Raw genomic sequence first — 21,363 nt, 5'->3', positions numbered from 1 at the left:
CGCTCCGGCGCCTCACGCCGCCGCGCGCAACTGCGGACGGATGCGGGCGGCGAAGGTCTCAAGGTCGCTCAGGCGCTTGGCATGGCTGGGCGCCAGCGGCTTCAGCACCAGCGTGCGCGGCGCGAAATCCCGCTCCAAGGCGGCCACCTGCGCGGCCACGTCGGCCTCGGTGCCGATGAGCGAATCCGCGATCATGCGGTCAAGCTCGAACCATGGCGTCCAGTCCGGCCTCACCTGGGCGGTGGTGGCGCGCATGCGCTCGACGAAGGGCGCCAGGATGCCCCTGGCCTCCTCCACCGCCTGCGCGCGACTGTCGGCCAGATGTAGGAAGCGGATGAGCGTGAGGCGCGGGTCCCCGTCCGGCGCGCTCGCGCGATAATGGGCGAGATTGGCGGCCAGCCCCTTGAGCGGAAACGGCGGCGCCGCCATCAGCCCGTAGCCGCGCCGGGCGGCGAGGGCCACCGTCTCCGGCGTGGCACTCGCCATGTGGACGGGCACGGGCTTCTGCACCGGCCGCGGCACCAGTTCCAGCCCCTCAGCCGCATAGAAGCGGCCCTTGAAGGTGACCGAGGCACCGTCAAGCAGCGCCTCGATAAGGTCGAGCGCCTCCAGCGTGCGGTCCCGCGCCTCCTCCTTCGCCACGCCGAAATGCTTCATCTGCATGGGGAAGGGGCCGCCCTTGGCGACGCCGAACTCGAACCGTCCGCCGGAGAGGATGTCCACCGTTGCCACGTCCTCGGCCACCGTGATCGGATTGTGCAGCGGCAGCAGCACCGCCGCCGAGCCGAGGCGGATGCGCGAGGTGCGCCCGGCGAGATAGGTCAGGATGGGAAGGCAGGAGGGGCTTGCCGCCTGCGGATTGAAATGATGCTCGGCGATCCACGCCTCCTCGAAGCCGAGGGTCTCGATTCTCTCCACCAGCTCGGTCTGCTCCCGGAAGGCGCTGGCGTAATCGAGCTGCGGATTTTCGTAGGTGCAGAACAATCCGATGCGCATGGCAATCCCCACAATCATCAATGAAAAGCGCCCGAGCGGAATCCAGCGCCACAAAGCTATATTACATTGGATATAACTGAGCAGCCAAGGCACCCTGCGCGCCCTTCCCTCCCCGCCGGCTGCGTCCTATGGAAAGGAACCCCTCCCCGGAGCCTTGCCATGGTCTCTTATGTCTTCGCGCCGCCCGCCGTCCCCACCCTTCCCATCGTGGGCAGCGATGATCACTTCCCGGTCCACCGCATCTATTGCGTCGGCCGCAACTTCGCCGACCATGCGGTGGAGATGGGCCATGATCCCAACAAGGAGCCGCCCTTCTTCTTCCAGAAGAATCCAGACACCCTGGTGCCCCACGGCGCGACCATCGCCTATCCGAAGATGTCGCAGGACGTGCACCATGAGATCGAGCTGGTGGTGGCGCTGAAGGCCGGCGGCGAGGACATTCCGCTGGAGCGGGCGCTTGACTGCGTGTTCGGCTATGCGGTGGGCCTCGACCTCACCCGCCGCGACCTGCAGGGCGAGGCCAAGAAGCTCGGCCGCCCGTGGGAAGTGGGCAAGGCGTTCGAGGAAGCCGCGCCCTGCTCGGCCCTGGTGCCGGCAACCACCATCGGCCATCCGGACGCGGGGCGGATCTTCCTGAAGATCAACGGTGCAGTGAAGCAGGAGGGCAACCTCAACCAGATGATCTGGAAGGTGCCGGAGATGATCGCCACCCTCTCCACCCTGTTCCGGCTCGCCCCCGGCGACCTCATCTTCGCCGGCACCCCGGCCGGCGTCGGCCCCATCTCCAAGGGCGACGTGCTGGAAGGCGGCGTCGAGGGCGTGGGCGAACTCCGGCTGACGGTGGTCTGAACGACGTCTGGGCGGCCGTCCGCGCGGCCGTTGCTCGCAAGGCGCTGCCTGCGATCCGACAAAGGCAGGGGCTGCCAAGCCCCTGCCCTACGTCCTAGCGCTACGTTCTTGCCAGCCTGCGATCCCCACCCGGCGAGCCGAAATGGCAGGCGGCGAGCCGCCATTTCGGCTCGCCCTGATGGCAGGGACGAACCGATGGCGGAGCGCATTTGTAAGTTTGGGATTGGCTGGGGGACTAGGATTCGAACCTAGATTAACGGAGTCAGAGTCCGCGGTTCTACCGTTGAACTATCCCCCAAACGCTGCCCTCTATCCGCCGCCGAAGCGGCCAAGGACGCGTGCCCCGTGAGGCAGGTGGGGTCTATACGCAATTCTCCGGCCCGGTTCAATAGGCTTTCGCGTCATCCACAGCCTGCGAACTGCGCTGGTATACGGTATCCGCATTGGTGCCATGCACAATTCAATCTATTGCGCCGCACACTCCTGGCCTATGTTCCGAACATCGAATTTGGAGCCACTCTCCAAACGGAGGCGAAAATGGCCACGATCACTGCAACTCCTTCCCGCGAATTCGGGCTGTTCGGGCGCATCGGCGCCGCGGCTTCCAAGCTGGCTTCCGCCATTGCCGAAGCCCGCCAGATGGCGGCCCGCTACGAGCAGCTCCGCCGCATGCCCAACAGCGAGCTGGCCAAGCTCGGCTGCAGCCGCGACGAGATCGCCCAGCTGGTCGTGCGCGGTCTCTGAGTTTTCCGCTTCTGGTTTCCGGGCCCGTTGGCCCGGTGCGTGACATCTTCCGCGTTTCCTCCCAGTGACTGTCCCGCCCACCGCAAGGTGGCGCGGGACTTTCTTTTTGGGGTGATCCGTCCTACTCGACCCGCACCGTCACGCTGTCGGAAAGCCCGACCGCATCGATCACGGTGAGGCGGGCAAAGCCTCGCCCCTGTGGGGTCCAGAACAGGGTGCGCCGGTCCTCCACCTGCGCCACGGGGCGGCCATCCATCAGCAGGGTGAGCGGGAAGGTGCCGCCATCCACCTTGAGCGCGAGCGTCTCCGCCTCGGCGCCGGACACCCGCGCGCCGTCCGGCGGATAGACCACCTGCAAGGGCTGCTCCTGCCGGGTGCGGCCGAAATGGCGCTGCGGCACAGGAAGCCGGGCATTCGCCGCCATCACCGCCCCGCGCGGCGCCGGGCCGAGCCCCGCCGGGGTGCGGACGATGCGGGCAAAGGCGTCGAACAAAAGCGGCGCGGCTGCCGCGCGGCCGGTGAGGTCGGGGACCGCCTGCCCGTCCGGCCGGCCCACCCAGACGCCCACGGTGCGCCGCCCGTCGAAGCCCATGGCCCAGCTGTCGCGATAGCCGTAGGAGGTGCCGGTCTTGAAGGCGATGCGTCCTCCCAGCGCATTCTCCGGCGCCGGCGTGCCCAGAAGGCACTGGCCCACATACCAGGCCGCCACCTGATCCACGAGCCGCGACCGGCGCGGCGCCGACACCGCGCCGCCCTCGCGGCGGAACACCAGCGGATGGGCCTCGCCGCCCCGCGCCAGCGCGCCATAGAGCATCGTGAGGTCCACGAGGCGGATACCCACGCCGCCGAGCCCCATGGGCAAGGCCGGCGCCGCCCCCGGTGGCAGTTCCAGCCGCGCCCCGGCCTGCTGCAGGCGGGTGGCGAGGCGCTGCGGCCCCACTGCATCCAGCAATCGCACCGCGGGCACGTTCAAAGACAGTTGCAGCGCCTTGCGCACGGAGAGGGTGCCCTGGAAGCTGCGGTCGAAATTCTCCGGCCGCCAGCCGCCGAAGCGGGCGGGCCGGTCCTCGATCAGCGTCTCGGGATGGGCGATGCCGTCCTCGAAGGCGAGGGCATAGATGAAGGGCTTCAGCGTCGAGCCCGGCGAGCGCACCGCGCGGGCGAGGTCCACCGCGCCGGCCCGCTCCTTGTCGAGGAAATCCGCCGAGGCCACATAGGCCCGCACCTCGGCACTGTCATTGTCCATCACCACCAGGGCGGAGGAGAGCCCGCGGCCCAGCGCCCGCGTGCGCTCGCGCACCAGCTCTTCCAGCTTCTCCTGCAGCGGAGCGTCGAGGGTCGAGAGGTGGCGGGAGAGATCCGGCCGCTCCGCCACCATCTGCTCGGCGAGGTGGGGCGCGAGCTGCGGCAAGGGGCGCCGCGCCGTAGGCACCGGCTCGGCCTTGGCCACGCGCACCTCGTCGGCGGCAAGCAGGCCCTGGGACAGGAGCCGGTCCAGCACCCGGTCGCGCGCGGCCCGCGCCCGGGCCGGGAATCGATCCGGCCGGCGGGTTTCCGGCGCCTGCGGCAGGGCCACCAGCAAGGCCGCCTCGCCGAGGGTGAGCCGGCGCGGCTCCTTGCCGAAATAGGTCAGCGCCGCCGCCCGCACCCCCTCGATGTTGCCGCCATAGGGCGCGAGCGTCAGGTAGAGCCCGAGGATTTCGGGCTTGGACAGATGGGCCTCCAACTCCAGCGCGCGGCGCATCTGGGCGAGCTTGGCGGCAAGGGTGCGCGGACGCGGTGGCAGGGTCAGCCGCGCCACCTGCATGGTCAGCGTCGAGCCGCCCGAGACCACGCGCCGCGATCCCGCCGCCTGCCCGGCTGCCCGCAGCAGCGCCAGCGCATCGACGCCGCCGTGTTGCTGGAACCGGCGATCCTCATAGGCCAGGATCATGGTGATGAGGCGCGGGTCCACGTCCTCCGCCGTGGCGGCGAGCCGCCAGCGGCCATCGGGCAGCGCGAATGGCCGCAGCAGGCGGCCCTCACGGTCCACCACCTCGGCGGACACCTTCACCTGCGGCGCCGGCGGCGCGTTGGCGCGCAGATGATGGAGCCCCGCCCAAGCCCCGCCGGCCAGCAGCCCGGCCCCTAGCACGAGGCCCCCCGCCACCCGCAGCAGCCGGCGGCGGGCGGGGGCGGCGGGCGATGGCCCGGATGGCTGGATCGCGCTCATCGGGCGGGCGCGACCTCCATGGTGCCAGCGGCGGTGCGGGCGAAGCGGTCGGGGCGGTACATGTCCTCCACCATGGCGGGCGGATGGGCATAGCGCCCGGGCGAGACCGCCCGCACCGTGTAGGCGACGACGAAGGCGCCATCCCCCTCCTGCCGCGTCACCGAGGCGACGAAGCGGTCGTCGCGGAACTCCACGTGGCCAGCCTCGCTGGTCTCGTCGAGCCAGGTGAAGCCGCCGTCACCGCCCTGAACGAGGCTGGGATTCTCGATCTCGAACCCGGCGGGCAGATAGTCCACCAGCAGCACGTCGGCCAGCGCGCTCTGGGTCTCGCTGAACGAGAGCACCACCGCGAAGCGCTGGTTCTGCACCGCCTTGGAGGGGTCGGCGGCCTTGCCGTCGAGGGTGAAATAGCGCCGCTCCAGGGTGAAGCCCTTCGCCACCGGCGGCTCCGGCGCCACGGGCGCGCCATTGATGCCGATCACCACCTTCACTGCCTCTGCCCCGGCATTGCGCAGGGTCACCGGGCCGCGCTCCAGGTCGGCGCGGGTGAGCTTGCGGCCGAACGGGCCGCGCACCAGCCCCCCGTCCACCTCAAGCCCCATGTTGGCGGCACTGGCGGCGAGCGAGCGGGCGGCCAGCAGCAGCCAGGCATTTTCCTGCGTGGAGGTGCGCTCAGTGCGCACCCGCGCCGCGTCGACGCGGGCGAGCGCCACGTCGGCCAGCTTCTCCAGCCCCGCCTCGCGGGCGAGCACTGTGAGAGCCGCCGCATCGCGCAGCACAGAGCCGAAATCGGGACGGCCGGCAACCGGCGCACCGGGGTTGGCGGGCAGGCCCTCGACGGCCACGTTGAAGGCCCGTTCCGCCCGGGTTCGATCCCCGAGCAGGGCCAGCGCCGCGCCCACCTGTCCCTTGGCGAGGGGGGTGCCGAGATCCTTCAGGCGGGTATCGGCGAGATAGCGCAGGTCGCCCAGCGGCGCACGGCCGTTGCGGGCCAGCACATAGAGCGCATAGGCGAGGTTCTCGGTCTCCGCGCGCATGTCGGCGCCGGCGAGGTTGACCACGTTGCGCAGCCGGTCGAGGGCCAGCGAGAAGGCCACCTCCGGCACGGCGAAGCCCTTCTCCTTGGCGCGGCTGAGGAAATCCACCACATAGGCGTCGAGCCAGGTGTCGGTGCCCCCCGCCGACCACAGGCCGAAGGAGCCGTCCGAGCCCTGCCGGGCCATGATCCGCACGATGGCGTCGCGGATGCGCTGGTCCGCCTCCGGGTCGGTGGCGCGGCCGGCCAGCACGCTCAGCTCGTTGTAGGACAAGAGCGGCAGCGCCCGGCTGGTGATCTGCTCGGTGCAGCCATAGGGGTAGCGGTCGAGGGCAGCGAGCAGGGCCGGCACGTCGATGGTGCTGGAGGGCATGGCGCTCACCGCCACGCTGCCGGTTCCAGGCAACAGGTCGGCGAGGAGATCGCGCGACAGGGTGATGCTCTCGCCCGGCGCGAGATTGCGCACGGTGCGCCGCTCGATGTCCGGATAGGCCGGGCGCACTTTCATCTCGAAGCTGCGGGTGATGTCGAGCCCTTGGCCCGTCAGCCGCGCGGTGACGGTGGCAGGCCCCACCGCCTTGCCTTCCAGCGCGAGCCGCAGCGACTGGCGCTGCTTCGCCGCCAGCGTCACGGGTCCCGCAGGCTGGGCGACGGTGACGGCACCGGTGGCGGAGACATCAAGGCGATAGTCGCCGTCAGGTGCCTCCACATTGGTGAGGTCGAGGTTCAGGCTGGAGCGGTCGCCGGAGGCGAGGAAGCGCGGCAGGGTGGCGAGCATCACCACCTTGTCGCGCACCACCACGTCGGCAGAGGCATGCCCGAGCTTGCCTGCGCTCCAGGCAATGGCCATCACCCGCGCGGTACCGTCGAAGGCGGGAACGGGGAAGGCGACGGTGGCGGTGCCGTCCGCCCCCACTTCCACCAAGCCGGAGAACAGCGCCAGCGGCGGCCCGTTCGGCGGGCTCGCGAGCATGGTCGTCTCGCCGCCGTCGCCGCCCGAGCGCAGCCGGCCGGCGGCGCCCTGCATGCCGTCGATGAGCGCGCCGTAGAAATCGCGGATGTCGGAGGCCAGCCGACGCTGGCCGAACACCACCGCATCAGGCGCCGGCGGCTTGTAGCCGGTGAGGTTGAGGATGCCCACATCCACCGCCGCCACCGTCACATAGGCCTTCTCGCCGGAGGCGAGTCCGCTGACACGGACCGGCACGGTGAGGGTGGAGTTGGGGCGGATCTGTGCCGGCGGCGTCAGTTCCACCTTCAGGGTGCGCGCGTCCTTGTTCACGGAGAACCAGGAGAGGCCGATGGCGCGGCCGGGCATGCGGCTCGCCCCCACATCCAGCGGCCGGTGCATGAAGGCCACCACATAGGCCCCCGGCCCCCAGCTTGCGCCGACCTTGAAGCTCACCTTGTTGGCGCCAGGGGAAACGGTGAGGAACTTCTGGTCCAGAAGCCCCTCGTTCAGCACCAGCACGCTGGCGGTGCCGGCGGCGCGGGCGGTGACGGTCGCATCCAGCGTGTCGCCGGTGGCATAGGCGGCGCGGTCCAGCGTCAGCTCCAGCCGATCTGGCGTGTCGGCGCTGCCCTCGCCGGCAAATCCCGCCTCGAAGCCGAGGCTGGTGAGCGGAAGGCCATCGCCGATGATGTCGAGACGGTAGCGCCCGTTTTCGGTGGGCATGGAGAGACGCGCGGGACCATCCGCCCTGGTGTCGAGCCGGCCTTCCGCCACGCGGGTCACGGTCTTCACCGGCTCATAATCCCACGAGCCGCTGACGCGATACCACTGGTAGCGCGTCTCGATGCGCGACAGCTTCCAGGAGAGGCCGGGGGCGGCGAGGAGCTTGTCGTCGGTGCCGGCGACCACCACGTCGAAATTGGCCACCTCCCCTTCCCGCACCCGGTCGGCGAACAGCGGCTTCACGCCGATCTGACTGCCCGCCGGCGCCACCGGCAGCACGATGGTGCGCTGGACCGCGCGTCCGCCCGCCTCCACGAGGCGCACAAAAGCTTCCATCTCCAGCGGCCGGGCCGTGCGGGGCAGTTCGGAAGCGACAAGGCGCAGGCTGGCGCGGCCGCGCGCGTCGGTGGTGGGCGTATCCGCCAGCGGCTGGCGCTCGGCCAGCACCTGGTCATCCCCATTGCCGAAGCGATAGCCGGCAAAGCCGGGGCGCTCGGCGGCGGCGCGCAGCTCGCTTTCCGCCTCCACGTCGAGGCCGGCGGCGGGGGCGCCGAACAGGAAGCGCCCGTCCACCAGCACCTCGGCCGGCCGGTTGCGCGGCAGGCGCGTCTCGCGGGCGGAGAGGTCGAACTCCACCCGGTCGGGCACATAGTCTTCCACCAGGAAGGTCACCTCGCCCACGGCCGGCGCCTTGGGATCGGTGAGCGCCTTGGCCCGCCAGGTGCCGGTCATGGCGCCGGTGAGCAAGGCGAAGTCCGCCGTGCGCCCGCCCGCGCCCTGGTCCGCCACCACAAGACGGCGGTCGGCGACCCCGTCGGGCCGGTAGAGCTGGAGGGTCAGGGGCACGCCGGTCGCGGCATTGCCCTGCGCATCGCGCAGCAGCACGGTGAGATGGACCGTCTCGCCGGAGCGGTAGACGCCGCGCTCGGTGGCAAGAAAAGCATCAAGCCCCCCCGGCGCATCGCGGCCGGACACGCCCCGGTCGGTGAGATCGAAGGCGGTCTCCTTCAGCGACAGGAAGGCATAGTCGCCGCCCTCCGTGCGCGCCGTCACCACCTCCGGTCCGAGGCCGGCGGGGCCGCGCGAGAGGCCGGCATCGAAGCGCACATAGCCGTTGGCGTCGCTCTTGGCCGTGCCCAGAACCTCGTTGGAGCGGGCGATGAGGCGCACCTCCGCCCCGGCCACCGGCTCGGCGCTGCCCAGCGAGCGCAGCAGCACATGCACGCCGTCCTGCCCCGACAGGGCGGTGAGGCCGAGATCGGAGACGATGAACCACTGGGTTGCCTTGGTGGAATAATCGTCGTCGCCGGCGGTCTTCTCCGGCTCGGAGGTCATCACATAGACGCCGGGCTCAAGGCGCCCCACGGCCTCGGTGACGGGCACGGCGGTGGTGACATCCGCATTCAGCGGATTGTCCACCTCCAGCACACCAGAATAGACGGCGATGGCGGTGCCGTCGGCCAGCCGCTCGCGGGCATAGGCCTCGATGCCTTGCCGGAATTCGCCCTGGATGGCGGTGGGAACGAGGCCCCGGTCGCCGATGCGCAGGATGTCGACCTTCACCGCGCTGGTGTTCACCGAGACCAGCGGAATGCCCTTCTGGCCGGTGCGCGGCAGCACATAGTTGCGGCCGGTGAAGCGCACCGTGGGCGAACGATCACGCACATAGATGGTGAGCTCGGTGGATTTGCGCAGGCGCTCGCCGGTGACGGCGGGAATGCCGGGGCGCACCGCCAGGGTGTAGCGCTCGCCGTGCTTCAGGCCCTCGACGCAGATCTGCCGCGCCTCGCCGGTGATGGCCGGCTTGTCCAGTCCCCCCACCTGCACGAAGGCGGCGAAATCGGTGCCGGGCACCAGATCCTCGGAGAATTGCACGCAGGCGCGTGGGGCGGCGGCGTCCGATTCCACGGAATAGTCCACCAGCCGGAACCCGTGCTCTTCCTTCAGCTTGTCGAGGAAGCTGCGGTCGGCCGCGTTGTCGCGCAGGTCGAGGGCGGTCTTCATGGTGTCGATGGCGGCGTTCCACAGGCGCCGGTCGGCATAGATGCGGCCGATGAAGGACAAGGCCTCGCCCTCCTCCGCCCGGGTCTGCGCCCTGCGATAGGCAATGAAGGCCGCCCCCATGGCATTGTCGATGAAGGAGGAGGCATCCTCGTTGTCGTTCGCCTTGATGGCGGCGAGCGAGCGGGCGAGGCGCAGCCACACTCCCGCATCCTGCGCCTGGGCGACGGCGAGGCTGGCATACAGTTCGGCGGCGGCGCGGGCGTCGTTGCGCTGGAAGGCCTGGGCGGCGTCGCGGCGCACCTTGTCGAGGGGCTGGCTGGGCGCGCTCCCCTCGCGGCGCAGCACGCGCTCATAGCGGCGGGCGGCGGTCACCAGGTCCGAGCGCTGGAAGGTCTTGAGGCTGGCGGGACGGGGCGGCACGGGCGGCGACGGCTGGGCGGAAGGTACACCACCGGGCACGGTCGCCGGCGGACGCGGCACCTGTCCGAAGGCCAGCGTCGCCGGGGCCGTCACCGCGACGGCGAGGCAGGCGATGCGGCTGAGCATCAGGAGGCGACGAGGCAGGGTTTCACCGCGAAGCGAATCGGAACGCGAAGACTCACGGCGCAGGAAAAGACGGCGAAGGTCCATGGACCGCTCCCTCGGTGCGCAGCACCGTTATGGGAGGCGAGGCGTGCGCCGCGGCCTTCAGGCGGGGCATCGATCAGGCATCATGCCCGGTCGGTCGCCCGGAGCACGGTCCCCCGGACTGCAGCGCAATCCGATACGAAAACCGTGCCCTGTCCTGAAGTCGGAGACGGACCCACCGTCCAGGCCAATTCAACCTGAACGGATCCGGCTCCAAAGCCCGCTGATCGTTCGACCGGCCCCCTTACGAGAAATGACCGACCGGTGCCCGCTTCCCCAAGAGAAGCTGGCCCGACCCCGCGCCGTCATCTATGCGCAACCGGGGCGCCTCGCCAAGGGGGATGTTGAGAACCGTCGGAAATTTCAGGGAGTGGGGCCGCTTCGGTCCTCAGGCATCCTTCGCCGGCATCAGCACATGGGGGCGCAGCAGGTGGATGCGGCGCCGGCCGATCCGCGCGATCAGGCGCCGCTCCGCCCGCGTACCGGCAGGGTGGCCACCGAGCCGCTCGTAATATGCCTGGGAGATGAGAAGCCCCTGGCCGGGCGCCGGCAGGCCGAACAGAGCCAGCCGCGCCACCGCCAGCGCTTCGCCAATGCGCGGGCCGATGCCATAGCCGTCCACGGCGAGGCGGAAGGTACCGGCGATGCGCTCAGCCTGTCCGCGCCGCTCGCAGGTCTCGATGAAGGTCATGACCTCCCGCGCCCAGCCCTCCTCCAGAATAGAGCAGTCCGACAGGAACAGCAGCCAACGCCCGCGGGACTGGGCAGCACCCTGGCGCAGGCGCACCCCCACGTCGGCCACGGACGAAAGGAACGCGCAGCCGGCGGCATCAGCAATGGTGGTGGTGCCGTCAGTGGAGCCGCAATCCACCAGCGTGACGTCACGCAGCACGCCCGCCGTCACGCCCTGGACGAGGGCGGACAGGACCGGCACGAGCTGGCGCTCGGAATTGTGCGTTGCAATGACGACGGACAGCACGGGAAACGTTCTCATTGAGCGTTCCCGCCAGCTATACCGCCGCATCCGTGCGCCGTCGATGCCGCATCGCACAAAAGCGGGCGCTTGTTGCTGCCTCAAGCGATACGGATTGACGCGGGCCGGCCTGGAGCCGTGCGCGAATACCTTAAATCCGCGCGCAAAGGCGCGGGCGGCACCGCAGGACGGCTAGGGCTGAGCTATTTCGGGCAGGGCACGATCTTGTAGACCGCGTCGGCAAACTGCTTCACGCCCACGTTGATGCGCAGGGGCGAAGTCCAGGTCTGGTAGGTGACGATGCCACGGGTCATGGCGATCACCTTGTAGTTCTCGATGCCCTTCGTCTTGTAGCACTTGCCGGGCTGAATATCCTCTTCCCTCAAAGGCATGGCGAAAACCTCAACGCAAATGGCCGAAACAATAGCGCCAGTATGATCGCCTTGAGGATCGCGATCAAGACGGCCTGCCGCAGTGCAGCAGGCCCGCCCGGGAGGGAGATTGCGCGCCGATCCGAACGCTCAAGCCATGATGGAGAGGCCGCCGTCCACATAGACGGTCATGCCGGTCAGCCGCCGCGCGAAGGGGGTGGCGAGGAAGGCGGTGGTCAGGCCCACATCGTCGATGTCCACCAGCTCGCCGATGGGCGAGCGCTGGGTTGCCTCCGACAGGAGCACGTCGAAATCCTTCAGTCCCGAAGCGGCGCGGGTCTTCAGCGGGCCGGGCGAAACGGCATGGACGCGGATGTCCTTGTGGCCCAGCTCATAGGCGAGATAGCGCACCGAACTCTCCAGCGCCGCCTTCACCGGACCCATGAGATTGTAGTTGGGCACCACCTTGTCGGCGCCATGATAGCTCATGGCCATGAGGGTGCCGCCACCGGTCATCAGCGGCTCGGCGAGCTTCGCCATGCGGATGAAGGAATGGCAGGAGATGTCCATGGCCACCTTGAACCCCTCCGCCGAGGAATCCACCAGCCGGCCCTGAAGGTCATCCTTGGGGGCGAATGCGATGGAATGCAGCGCGATGTCGAGGCCGCCCCACTCCTTCCCGATGCGGGCGAAGACGGCCTCGAGCTCCCCCTCCCGGCTCACGTCGCAGGGGGCGAAGATGCTGGCGCCCAGCTCCTGCGCCAGCGGCTCCACATGGGGCCGCGCCTTCTCGTTGAGGTAGGTGATGGCGAGGTCGGCGCCCAGCCGGCGGAACACCCGGGCACAGCCGTAGGCGATGGAATGCTCGTTGGCGATACCGAGTACCAGAGCTTTCCGCCCCTTCAGCGCCGCTCCCAGGAGGTCCCAATCCGGCTGAGACATGGAACCGGTCGTCGTGTCCTGCGCGTTCATACGGACAGCCCTGCATAGGAAGGAAATGGAATCACCTGGCCCTCGGCGCCCTGCCCCGCCGGGCCCTCGGCCAGCACGCGCTTCACATCGGCGACCACGTCGTTCACATCCGGCCCGAAGGCGATGTTTGCCAGCAGCCGGTCGAGCAACGTCAGCAGGTGGGCACGCGCCTCGGGGGTGGGAAGCAGGGCCGGCAGCGTGGCGAGGGCCTCGTCGGGCGCATGCTCGACGATGATGGACTGCCGCCGGATGATCGCCTGCGCGTCGTCGGCCGGCAGCGCGAGGAGGCCCACCTCATGCCCCACCAGCTCGCGGATCTGCTTCAGGATGGAGAGCCTCTGCTGACCGCCGCCGCGCTTCTGGGCCAGCAGCGCCACGCGCACCGCCGCATCGGTGAAGCCGCCCTCACGCAGGCTGGCGAGGGCGGACGCCACCTCCACCGGCGACTGCTCGACGATGGCGGGCGTCGTCGGCGCCGTGAGGTCGGGGTCCAGCATGGCGAGGGTGCCGTAGAGGCGGAAGAATTCGGTCTCCACCGTGGCGTCGCGCGTTTGCCGGTAGAAGTCGAAGCTGGCGGTGATGGCCGTGGCCATGAAATGCTCGGCGGCCACGTGCGGGCCGTCCTCGTTGCGCGGGGTGCGCTGGCCGCGGGCAAATTCCGCGAAGGGTGCCAGGGCGGCGAGGAACGGATTAAGGTCGGAGAGGCCCCAGCGTGCCAACCGCAGCGGATGCACGGCCCGTAGCGCCCGCCCCATCTCCGGCGTCACCACCGCCGAGAGGACAGGATGCACGAAGGTCTCGTAGGCCCGCGCATTGACCTGCGAGACATTCGCCACCACCTCGAACGGGATCTCATCCTTGCGGCTGTATTTCTGCAGCACGGCGAGGTCTTCCACCCGCAGCTCGGTGAGCGTCACGTCATATTTCACCTCGGCGCCGGAATGATCCTCCTCGATGGTCATGCCATAGAGGCCGGGAGCCAGCCCTTCCACATGGTCGATGAGATCGACGATCTGCGCATGCTCGCGCCTCGCCACCGCGCCGGAGACGAAGATGCCCAGGTGGCCGACGCTCTCGTGCATCAGGCCCACCACCACCTGCCCGGCATTCTTGAGGGCCTGCGTGGTGGGATAGAGATCGGCAACCCAGTTGATGGCCTGCTGCGGCGGCGTGATGTTGTCGCCCAGCGAGGCGAAGACGATGATGGGCGAGCGCACCGCCTTCAGGTCGAAGGTCTTGCCCGGCGCCCATTCCGCTTTGCCCGCAGCGAGCTTGTTGCCGACGAACAGGTTCTCGACGATCCACTTGATCTCTTCCCGGTTCATCAGGAAGTAGCCGCCCCACCAGCGCTCGAATTCCAGGAAGCGCGCCGGCTCGGTGTCGATGCGGGAATAGAGGGTGTAATACTTGCCGAAATAGGTGTTGGCCGGGTTCAGATACTCGAAATTGTCCACCAGGTAGGCGCCGTCGAAGACCCCGCCACCGAGGTCCGCGGCCAGCGAGGCCGTCCACGCGCCGCCGAGCACGCCGCCGGCGTAGCGCATGGGGTTCTCGGCGTCGTTGCCGGCCCAGTAGGACATGGGCGCGCCATTCACCACGATGGGACCCACATTGTCGGGATCCAGCGCCGCCACCAGCATGGCGGCCCATCCGCCCTGGCAATTGCCCATCACCACCGGCTTGTCGCAGGTGGGATGGCGCCCGCGCACGATGCGCACGAACTCCGCCTCCGCCAGCGACACGTCCGCCAGCGTCTGCCCCGGCACCGGCTCGGGGAAGAAAATGACCATGTAGACCGCATGCCCGGCCTTCAGCGCGAAGCCGACTTCCGAATCCGCCTTGAAGCCACCGATGCCCGGCCCGTGGCCGGCGCGCGGATCGATGATCAGGAACGGTCGCTTGTCGGGATCGAGCGTCACGCCCGCCGGCGGCAGGATGCGCACCAGGGCGTAGTTGGCGGAACGCGCGAAGGTGCGCGCGTCGGCGATGGTCTCATAATCGAAGGCCAGCAGCGGCGGCTTGCCGGCTTTCTCGTGAGCGATCCAGTTGTTGCCGCGCTGGCGCATGGTGTCCCAGAAGATGAGGGACCGCTGGGCCGCGTCGAACGTGTAGGAGACCGTATCGCGCCAGGCGCTCGCCGGATCCTGCGGGCGGCAGGCGGCGGCAAAGGCGCTCGCCGCGCCCCGCATGGCCACGCCGTAGGCCGAGACCGCCTCGCCGAGGCGCAGGCGATAGATCTCCGCCACCCGGCCATACACCTTCACCATGTCGAACGGGTTCATGTGCGTCTCCTTCGAGAGTCGCCGCGTTTCAGCGAACCGCGAAACGGCTCCGGGCCATGGGCTCGAGCCGCTCAGATCTCGCCGGCATCCTGCCGGCTCTCCGCCAGCACCGCGCGCATCTCGCGCACGATGGTCCATTCCTCGTCGGTGGGGATCACATAGGCCTGCGGACCACTGCCCCTGGTGATGCGGGTCGCGCCGGAGCGGTTGGCTTCCGGGTCCAGCTCGAAGCCGGCCCAGCGGGCGGCCTCGATCACCTCTGCGCGGGTGGCCGCATCGTTCTCGCCGATGCCGGCGGTGAAGACGAGGGCGTCGATGCCGCCCAGCGCCGCCACCAGCGAGCCGAACTCCCGGTTGATGCGATAGACGAACAGGTCGATGGCCCGCTGCGCGCTCGGCTCCGCCTCCGCCTTCTCGCGCAATTCGCGCATGTCGTTGGAGATGCCGGAGACGCCGAGCAGGCCGCATTTGGTATAGAGGAAGTGCTCGGCCTCCGGTGCGCTCATGCCCAGCTCACGCTGGAGATAGAACACCACCCCCGCGTCGATGGTGCCGCAGCGCGTGCCCATCACCAGCCCGTCCAGGGCGGAAAAGCCCATGGTGGTGGCGATACTCTTCGAGGCCGCATAGGCGCCAAGGCTCGCGCCCGAGCCGAGATGTGCCGCCACCACCTTGCTGTGGACGAGGCGCTCGTCCACGTGCGGAAACTGGGTGGCAAGATAGGCGTAGGACAGGCCGTGGAACCCGTAGCGCTTCACCCCCGCGTCGGTGAGGGACTGCGGGATGGCGAAGGCCTGGGCGATCTCCGGCTGGGTGCGATGGAAAGCGGTGTCGAAGGCCGCCACCTGCGGCAGGCCCGGCACCCGCCGCGCGATGATGCGGATGGGCTCCAGGCTGCGCGGCTGGTGCAGCGGCGCGAGCGGGGAGAGCGTGTCCAGCTCGGCGATGATCTCCGGCGTCAGGCGCACCGCATGGGTGTAGTTCGGCCCGCCGTGCACCACGCGATGGCCCACGGCGGCAAGCTGGTGGCCGCCGCGATGGGCGGCGAGCCAGTCGGAGAGGTAGGCCAGCGCCTCCTCGAACCCGTAGGCCGTGTCATGGGGCCAGCGCTCCTCCCCCACCACCGCGCCCTCATGGTCCTTCACCTTGAAGTGCGGGTCGGTGCCGAGGCCCTCGAACAGGCCGCGATAGAGGCGGTTGGGCACGTCCGCCCCGTCGTCCACGAACACCTGGAACTTGAGGCTGGAGGAGCCCGCATTCAGGACAAGCTGCACTTTCGCCATGTTCAGACCTCCACCGCCTTGGCCATCGCGCGCTGTGCGTCAGCCAACAGGGACGCCACGGCACAGGAGGCGAGCCGCGTGGTCTTGGAATCCGCCCGGCTGGTCAGGATGATGGGAACGCGGGCGCCCAGCACGATGCCCGCGGCATCGGCGCCGGCCAGGAAGGTGAGGCTTTTCGCCAGCATGTTGCCGGCCTCAAGATCCGGCACCACCAGGATGTTGGCGCGACCGGCCACCGGCGAGGTGATGTGCTTGATGGCCGCCGAGCCGAGATCGATGGCGTTGTCGAGGGCCAGCGGCCCGTCCACGATACCGCCGGTGATCTGGCCGCGATCGGCCATCTTGCACAGGGCCGCCGCCTCGATGGTGGAGGGCACGTTGGGGTTCACCGTCTCCATGGCCGAGAGCACCGCGACACGCGGCTCGTCGAACTTCAGTGCATTGGCCAGATCGATGGCGTTCTGAACGATGTGGCTCTTGTCTTCCAGCGACGGCGCAATGTTGATGGCCGCATCCGTGATGATCAGCGGGTCGGGATGGCTGGGCACGTCCATGACGAAGCAGTGGCTGATGCGGCGCGCGGTGCGCAGGCCGGTGTCGCGGGCCACCACGGCGCTCATCAACTCGTCGGTGTGGAGGCTGCCCTTCATCAGAGCGTCGGCTTCTCCGCAGCGCACCAGTTCCACCGCCTTGGCCGCGGCGTCATGGCTGTGGGCGGCGCCGACCTGGCGCAGGGCGGAAATGTCCAGCCTCGCCGCGGCGGCTGCAGCCGCGATCTTCCCCGGCGGGCCGACCAGAATGGGCTCGATGAGGCCCAGTTCCGCTGCCTCCAGCGCCGCGCCGAGAGAGGCTTCGTCGCAGGGATGGGCCACCGCCACCCGCAGCTTGGGCAGGGCCTGCGCGGCAGCGATGAGACGATCATACTTCTCATGGCGCGGCGCCTGGGCGTGGGGCAAGGAAGGCTCCAGGGCGATGGAGGCCGGCATCAAGATTTCTCCCTGTCGTCCCACCGGTGCCGGCTGCTCAATCTGACCTTCCCCGCGATCAGCGCGCGTGACAGGCGAAAAAAAATAGCCTCTACCGAGGTGGGCTCAAGCCGAATGCGTCCCCAAGCCTATGCCGAATTCAGGCTCTCGTCTTCCATGACACAAATCAATCCTTGGATTTATGACACCTTCGTATCATCCGCATCGGCCTGGTCCGTATCCGCCGCTGCGAGCGCCTTCACGGCGTGACGCAGGGTGGGATGCATGACGATGCCATCGGGGTTGAAGCCGTGGGTGACCATCCAGTTGCGCCACTCGGTCTGCCGCCCGGCGCCGACCAGCGCGATGCCGCGCTGGCGCAGGGCATCGGACACCTCCTTCAGGGTGAAAAGGCCCGTCACGTCCACTTCCGTCACTGGCAGCAGATCGAGGATGACCGCCTTCGGCGCCCCCTGCTCGGCGCTCGTGGCCGCCATCAGCGCGTGGCGGAAATGGCCGGCATTGAAGAAGACGAGCGGGCCGTTGAAGCGGAAGATGACGAGGCCGTGAGGCGCCGTCGCGCTTTCGTGCCGCGACAGGGCATGGAAGCCCGGCATGCCCGCCACCCGGCCGAGGATTTCCACCCGGGGCCGTGCGCTGATGTGCAGGAACCGCAGCAGGGCCAGCACCACCGCGACCAGGATGCCCTGTGTCGCCCCCAATACCACCACCCCGAGCGTGGCCAGAAGGGAGATCACCGCCTCCGTCCGGTCGGCGCGGGCGATAAGGCGCAGGGTGGCAAGGTCCACCAGCGAGAGGCCCGCCATCACCAGCACCGCGCCCAGCGCCGCCACCGGCACGTAGCGCAGGGGCGCGGTGAGGAACATGAGCACCAGCGCCACCGCCACGGCCGCGACCAAGGCGGCGGCGTGGGTACGCCCGCCGGCGGCATCCGCCATGGCGGTCCGTGAATCCGCCCCGCTGACGGCGAAGCCGTGGGTGAGGGCCGACACCACGTTGGCGACCCCGAGGGCGGCGAAGTCCTTGTCGGGGTCCACCTCGTAACCGTTCTTCGAGGCGAAGGAGCGGGACGTGAGCATCATGCTGGTGAAGCTCACCAAGGCGAGGCCGCCGGCGGCGGGCACGAGCGCGGCCAGCGCGTCGGGATCGAGCCGGACCAGCATCACGCCCGGTAGCCCTGCCGGCACCACGCCCAACGTCTTCACTCCGGACAGGTCGAGCCCCAGCAGGAACACCGCCAGCGCCGCGCCGGCCATGGCCAGCACCGCGGCCGGAAAGGCCGGCAGCAGCCGGCCGCTCGCGATCATGAGGCCGAACGCACCGAGCGCGATCAGCAGGGTCGGCGGATGGGTCTCGCCCAGGCGCACGACAAGATCGAAGGTGGCATGCAGGACGTGGTCGCCCTCCGCCTCGATCCGCGTGATCTTGGCAAGCTGGCCCAGCACGATGGTGATGGCGATGCCGTTCAGGAAACCGATGAGGATGGGCTTGGAGAGGAAATCGGCCAGCACGCCGAGGCGCAGGAACCGCGCCAGGATGCAGATGATGCCGGTGAGGAGGGCCAGCTCGGCGGACAGCGCCGCATAGGCCGCCCCGTCTCCGGCCGCCAGCGGCGCCACGGCCGAGGCGATGACGGCGCAGGTGGCCGCATCCGGCCCGAGCACCAGCTGGCGGGACGAACCGAAGATGGCATAGGCGACGAGGGGGAAGACGCAGGAATACAGGCCGACCTCCGGGCGGAAGCCGGCAAGCTCGGCATAGGCGATGCCCACCGGGATCGCCACCGCCGCCACCGCCAGCCCCGCCCTCAGGTCGGGGCCGAGATCGGCCCGGCGATAGGCGAGGAGGGCGGCGAGCCCGGGTGCCCAGCGCCTCAGGGCTTCACGCACGATCCCGCTCCTCGCCTTGCCGCGTTACCGCGCAGACCGTCGGGATTTGCGGCGGACACGCACGCTAAGATTTTAGACGAGGATGGTTGAGGCTCATAGCCGGCCAGGGCGCAGCTCCAAAAGGAGCGCCCCGCGCTGATGCGCGGGGCTAAAGGCAAACCTGGAGGAAAAATCCCGGCCGGGCCGCGTGCGGGGAAAGCGGCCCGGCCGACGCTGCCCGGAAGGTCTCCTGCAGCGCGGGATCATCTTTCGTCAGAGCCGATGCCGCCGCATCCCCCAAACTGAGGACGGCGAAAATTTCCATTCCCCGACCCGACATTTCATCGGCCGGAGCTTTGCGTCGCCTCCCGCACAGGTCATGAAAGGACAGAGAGCCACCGGCGCCGCCGTTCCAGGTCTGCGCCGGTTCGGTCAGGCTCCCCCCTGAACAGATCCAGCTTCGCGGACGCTCCCATGATTAATGCCGAATGACCACTTTCGTCATGGCCCTGCGCACCCTGCTGCGCCACAAGGATCGCGTCCTGAAAGGGCTCGCCGCCGTACTGTGGCTGGTGATCGTCATCTTGTCCCTGCTGCCGGGAAGCGAGCGGCCACATACCGGCTATTCCGGCAATTTGGAGCATTTCGTCGCCTATCTGGGCACGGGTGCCGTGACGGCCTTCGCCTTTCCCGCGGCATCACTCCTTCGCCTCGCCCTGCCCTTCGTCGTGGCATCCGGCCTGTTCGAGATCGCCCAGATCTTCATTCCGGGCCGCTCGCCGGGCGTTGACAACTGGATGGCGAGCAGCCTCGGCGCTTTCGTCGGGATCCTCGCCATGCGGACCGTGGTCGCCCCGCTCCTGATGCGCTGGCGCCGCAAGACCTGAGCAGGGAAGCGGTGGGGCCGTCCCCGCGCGGCCCCACCCTGCCCGCTCACTTCATGGTGGGCATGACGAAGTCGGCGCCGGCGCGGATGCCGGTGGGCCAGCGGGTGGTGATGGTCTTCAGGCGCGTATAGAAGCGCACGCCCTCCGGCCCATGCATGTGGTGGTCGCCGAACAGGGAGGCCTTCCAGCCGCCGAAGGAGTGGAACGCCATGGGCACCGGGATCGGCACGTTGATGCCCACCATGCCCACCTTGATCTGGTGGGCGAACTCGCGGGCGGCATCGCCGTCGCGGGTAAAGATGGCGGTGCCGTTGCCGAACTCGTGGGTATTGATGAGCCGCGCCGCCGTGGCATAGCTGTCGGCGCGCACCACGGCGAGGACGGGTCCGAAGATCTCCTCCCGGTAGATGCGCATGTCGCTTGTCACGTGGTCGAACAGGGTGCCGCCGATGAAATAGCCACCCTCATAGCCCTGGAGCTTGAGGCCGCGCCCGTCCACCACCAGCTTGGCGCCTTCCGCGACGCCGCTGTCCACATAGCCGGACACCTTTTCGAGGTGCTGCTTCGTCACCAGCGGCCCCATCTCCGCCTCGGGATCAGTACCGGGGCCGATCTTGAGGGCACGCACCCGCGGCTCCAGCTTCTCCATCAGCGCCTCGGCGGTGCCCTCGCCCACCGGCACGGCCACCGAGACCGCCATGCAGCGCTCACCGGCCGAACCGTAGGCGGCGCCCATGAGGGCGTCCACGGCCTGGTCCATGTCGGCGTCGGGCATGATGATCATGTGGTTCTTGGCGCCGCCCAGCGCCTGGCAGCGCTTTCCGGTGCGCGCCGCCGTCTCGTAGATGTAGCGGGCAATGGGGGTGGAGCCGACGAAGCTGATGGCCTCCACGCCCGGATCGTTCAGCAGCGCATCCACCGCCACCTTGTCGCCCTGCACCACGGTGAAGACGCCGTCCGGCAGGCCAGCTTCCTTCAGCCATTCGGCCAGCAGCAGGGACGCGGAGGGATCGCGCTCGGACGGCTTCAGGATGAAGCAGTTGCCGCATGCCAGCGCCACCGGGAACATCCACATGGGCACCATGGCCGGGAAGTTGAACGGCGTGATGCCGGCCACCACGCCCAGCGGCTGGCGCACGGCATGGCTGTCCACGCGGGTGCCCACGTCCTCGGTGATCTCGCCCTTCAGGAGTTGGGGCGCGCCGGTGGCGAATTCCACCACCTCCATGCCGCGCTGGATCTCGCCCTTGGCGTCAGAGAACACCTTGCCGTGCTCGGCGGAGATGACTTCCGCCAGCGTGTCGATGCGCTCTTCCAGAAGGCGCAGGAAAGCGTTGAGGATGCGGGCGCGGCGGAGCGGCGTGGTGGCCGCCCAGCCGGGGGCCGCGGCATTGGCCGCCTCCACCGCCGCGCGTACTTCCGCTTTGGAAGCCAGCGCCACCTCGCCCGACTGCACGCCCGTGGCCGGATTGAACACCGGCGCGGTGCGGCCGCTGGTGCCGGAGACCTTCCGGCCGGCGATGAAATGAGGGATGGCGAGCGGGCCTGAAACAGGCTGGGCGGCGGCGAGCGGCATGGTCTGGGCCTCTTGAGCGGCA

At 69.2% G+C, this 21,363-nt stretch carries 14 protein-coding genes and 1 tRNA gene; 3 read left to right on the top strand and 12 right to left on the bottom strand.

Features of this window, described 5'->3' with window-relative positions; all coding sequences use genetic code 11:
• Positions 1-12 precede the first annotated feature (12 nt).
• Entirely contained in the window at positions 13-996 is a 984-nt protein-coding gene (locus tag V5F66_RS09240) for an LLM class flavin-dependent oxidoreductase (RefSeq protein ID WP_394093699.1), read from the bottom strand.
• Between the two features lie 159 nt (positions 997-1,155).
• On the opposite strand from V5F66_RS09240, the gene V5F66_RS09235 reads away from it, so the two are divergent.
• Positions 1,156-1,845: a fumarylacetoacetate hydrolase family protein gene (locus V5F66_RS09235; RefSeq protein ID WP_394007999.1), complete on the top strand. Its 690-nt coding sequence runs from the start codon at positions 1,156-1,158 to the stop codon at positions 1,843-1,845.
• Between the two features lie 224 nt (positions 1,846-2,069).
• On the opposite strand, the gene V5F66_RS09230 is transcribed toward V5F66_RS09235, so the two are convergent.
• Positions 2,070-2,143 (bottom strand) — tRNA-Gln (locus V5F66_RS09230).
• 239 nt (positions 2,144-2,382) lie between these two features.
• On the opposite strand from V5F66_RS09230, the gene V5F66_RS09225 reads away from it, so the two are divergent.
• Positions 2,383-2,589: a hypothetical protein gene (locus tag V5F66_RS09225; RefSeq protein ID WP_393998963.1), complete on the top strand. Its 207-nt coding sequence runs from the start codon at positions 2,383-2,385 to the stop codon at positions 2,587-2,589.
• A gap of 121 nt (positions 2,590-2,710) precedes the next feature.
• On the opposite strand, the gene pbpC is transcribed toward V5F66_RS09225, so the two are convergent.
• The 9 genes from pbpC to V5F66_RS09180 form a co-directional block, all read right to left on the bottom strand.
• The gene (gene pbpC / locus V5F66_RS09220) at positions 2,711-4,801 is read right to left on the bottom strand and encodes a penicillin-binding protein 1C (protein WP_394093698.1); all 2,091 of its coding nucleotides are present in this window, start codon (positions 4,799-4,801) and stop codon (positions 2,711-2,713) included.
• Complete coding sequence (locus V5F66_RS09215; RefSeq protein ID WP_394093697.1) at positions 4,798-10,146, bottom strand: alpha-2-macroglobulin; 5,349 nt, start codon at positions 10,144-10,146, stop codon at positions 4,798-4,800. Before V5F66_RS09215 ends, pbpC begins: the two co-directional genes overlap by 4 nt.
• Positions 10,147-10,531: 385 nt before the next feature.
• Complete coding sequence (locus tag V5F66_RS09210) at positions 10,532-11,137, bottom strand: glycosyltransferase (RefSeq protein WP_394008004.1); 606 nt, start codon at positions 11,135-11,137, stop codon at positions 10,532-10,534.
• Positions 11,138-11,319: 182 nt separating this feature from the next.
• Complete coding sequence (locus tag V5F66_RS09205) at positions 11,320-11,508, bottom strand: hypothetical protein (RefSeq protein ID WP_012115232.1); 189 nt, start codon at positions 11,506-11,508, stop codon at positions 11,320-11,322.
• A 129-nt stretch (positions 11,509-11,637) separates the two neighbouring features.
• The gene (fabI, locus tag V5F66_RS09200) at positions 11,638-12,429 is read right to left on the bottom strand and encodes an enoyl-ACP reductase FabI (RefSeq protein ID WP_393998967.1); all 792 of its coding nucleotides are present in this window, start codon (positions 12,427-12,429) and stop codon (positions 11,638-11,640) included.
• A 26-nt stretch (positions 12,430-12,455) separates the two neighbouring features.
• Positions 12,456-14,741, bottom strand: coding sequence for a DUF3141 domain-containing protein (locus V5F66_RS09195; RefSeq protein WP_394093696.1), 2,286 nt, complete (start codon positions 14,739-14,741; stop codon positions 12,456-12,458).
• Positions 14,742-14,812: 71 nt separating this feature from the next.
• On the bottom strand, positions 14,813-16,024 hold the full coding sequence (locus tag V5F66_RS09190; protein WP_394093695.1) for an acetate/propionate family kinase: 1,212 nt from the start codon (positions 16,022-16,024) through the stop codon (positions 14,813-14,815).
• 2 nt (positions 16,025-16,026) lie between these two features.
• Positions 16,027-17,010, bottom strand: a complete 984-nt coding sequence (locus V5F66_RS09185; protein ID WP_012115227.1) for a phosphate acetyltransferase — start codon at positions 17,008-17,010, stop codon at positions 16,027-16,029.
• Positions 17,011-17,189: 179 nt separating this feature from the next.
• Positions 17,190-18,899, bottom strand: a complete 1,710-nt coding sequence (locus tag V5F66_RS09180; RefSeq protein WP_394093694.1) for a SulP family inorganic anion transporter — start codon at positions 18,897-18,899, stop codon at positions 17,190-17,192.
• 467 nt (positions 18,900-19,366) lie between these two features.
• Here V5F66_RS09180 and V5F66_RS09175 point away from each other — a divergent pair, with 467 nt between their 5' ends.
• Positions 19,367-19,765: a VanZ family protein gene (locus tag V5F66_RS09175; protein WP_012115225.1), complete on the top strand. Its 399-nt coding sequence runs from the start codon at positions 19,367-19,369 to the stop codon at positions 19,763-19,765.
• A gap of 46 nt (positions 19,766-19,811) precedes the next feature.
• Here V5F66_RS09175 and V5F66_RS09170 read toward each other — a convergent pair whose 3' ends face one another.
• Positions 19,812-21,341, bottom strand: coding sequence for a CoA-acylating methylmalonate-semialdehyde dehydrogenase (locus tag V5F66_RS09170; RefSeq protein WP_394093693.1), 1,530 nt, complete (start codon positions 21,339-21,341; stop codon positions 19,812-19,814).
• Positions 21,342-21,363: the final 22 nt, after the last annotated feature.

Origin of the sequence: Xanthobacter versatilis (assembly GCF_043193975.1) — a bacterium.
Lineage (GTDB): Bacteria > Pseudomonadota > Alphaproteobacteria > Rhizobiales > Xanthobacteraceae > Xanthobacter > Xanthobacter autotrophicus_E.
Note: the sequence above shows the minus strand (reverse complement) of the source record. Positions and strands in the feature narration are given on the sequence as shown.

Excerpts from the sequence above, each read along its gene's own strand:
- V5F66_RS09240 (WP_394093699.1), bottom strand. The coding sequence starts at position 996 with ATGCGCATCGGATTGTTCTGCACCTACGAAAATCCGCAGCTCGATTAC.
- V5F66_RS09235 (WP_394007999.1), top strand. The coding sequence starts at position 1,156 with ATGGTCTCTTATGTCTTCGCGCCGCCCGCCGTCCCCACCCTTCCCATC.
- V5F66_RS09225 (WP_393998963.1), top strand. The coding sequence starts at position 2,383 with ATGGCCACGATCACTGCAACTCCTTCCCGCGAATTCGGGCTGTTCGGG.
- pbpC (WP_394093698.1), bottom strand. The coding sequence starts at position 4,801 with ATGAGCGCGATCCAGCCATCCGGGCCATCGCCCGCCGCCCCCGCCCGC.
- V5F66_RS09215 (WP_394093697.1), bottom strand. The coding sequence starts at position 10,146 with ATGGACCTTCGCCGTCTTTTCCTGCGCCGTGAGTCTTCGCGTTCCGAT.
- V5F66_RS09210 (WP_394008004.1), bottom strand. The coding sequence starts at position 11,137 with ATGAGAACGTTTCCCGTGCTGTCCGTCGTCATTGCAACGCACAATTCC.
- V5F66_RS09205 (WP_012115232.1), bottom strand. The coding sequence starts at position 11,508 with ATGCCTTTGAGGGAAGAGGATATTCAGCCCGGCAAGTGCTACAAGACG.
- fabI (WP_393998967.1), bottom strand. The coding sequence starts at position 12,429 with ATGTCTCAGCCGGATTGGGACCTCCTGGGAGCGGCGCTGAAGGGGCGG.
- V5F66_RS09195 (WP_394093696.1), bottom strand. The coding sequence starts at position 14,741 with ATGAACCCGTTCGACATGGTGAAGGTGTATGGCCGGGTGGCGGAGATC.
- V5F66_RS09190 (WP_394093695.1), bottom strand. The coding sequence starts at position 16,024 with ATGGCGAAAGTGCAGCTTGTCCTGAATGCGGGCTCCTCCAGCCTCAAG.
- V5F66_RS09185 (WP_012115227.1), bottom strand. The coding sequence starts at position 17,010 with ATGCCGGCCTCCATCGCCCTGGAGCCTTCCTTGCCCCACGCCCAGGCG.
- V5F66_RS09175 (WP_012115225.1), top strand. The coding sequence starts at position 19,367 with ATGACCACTTTCGTCATGGCCCTGCGCACCCTGCTGCGCCACAAGGAT.
- V5F66_RS09170 (WP_394093693.1), bottom strand. The coding sequence starts at position 21,341 with ATGCCGCTCGCCGCCGCCCAGCCTGTTTCAGGCCCGCTCGCCATCCCT.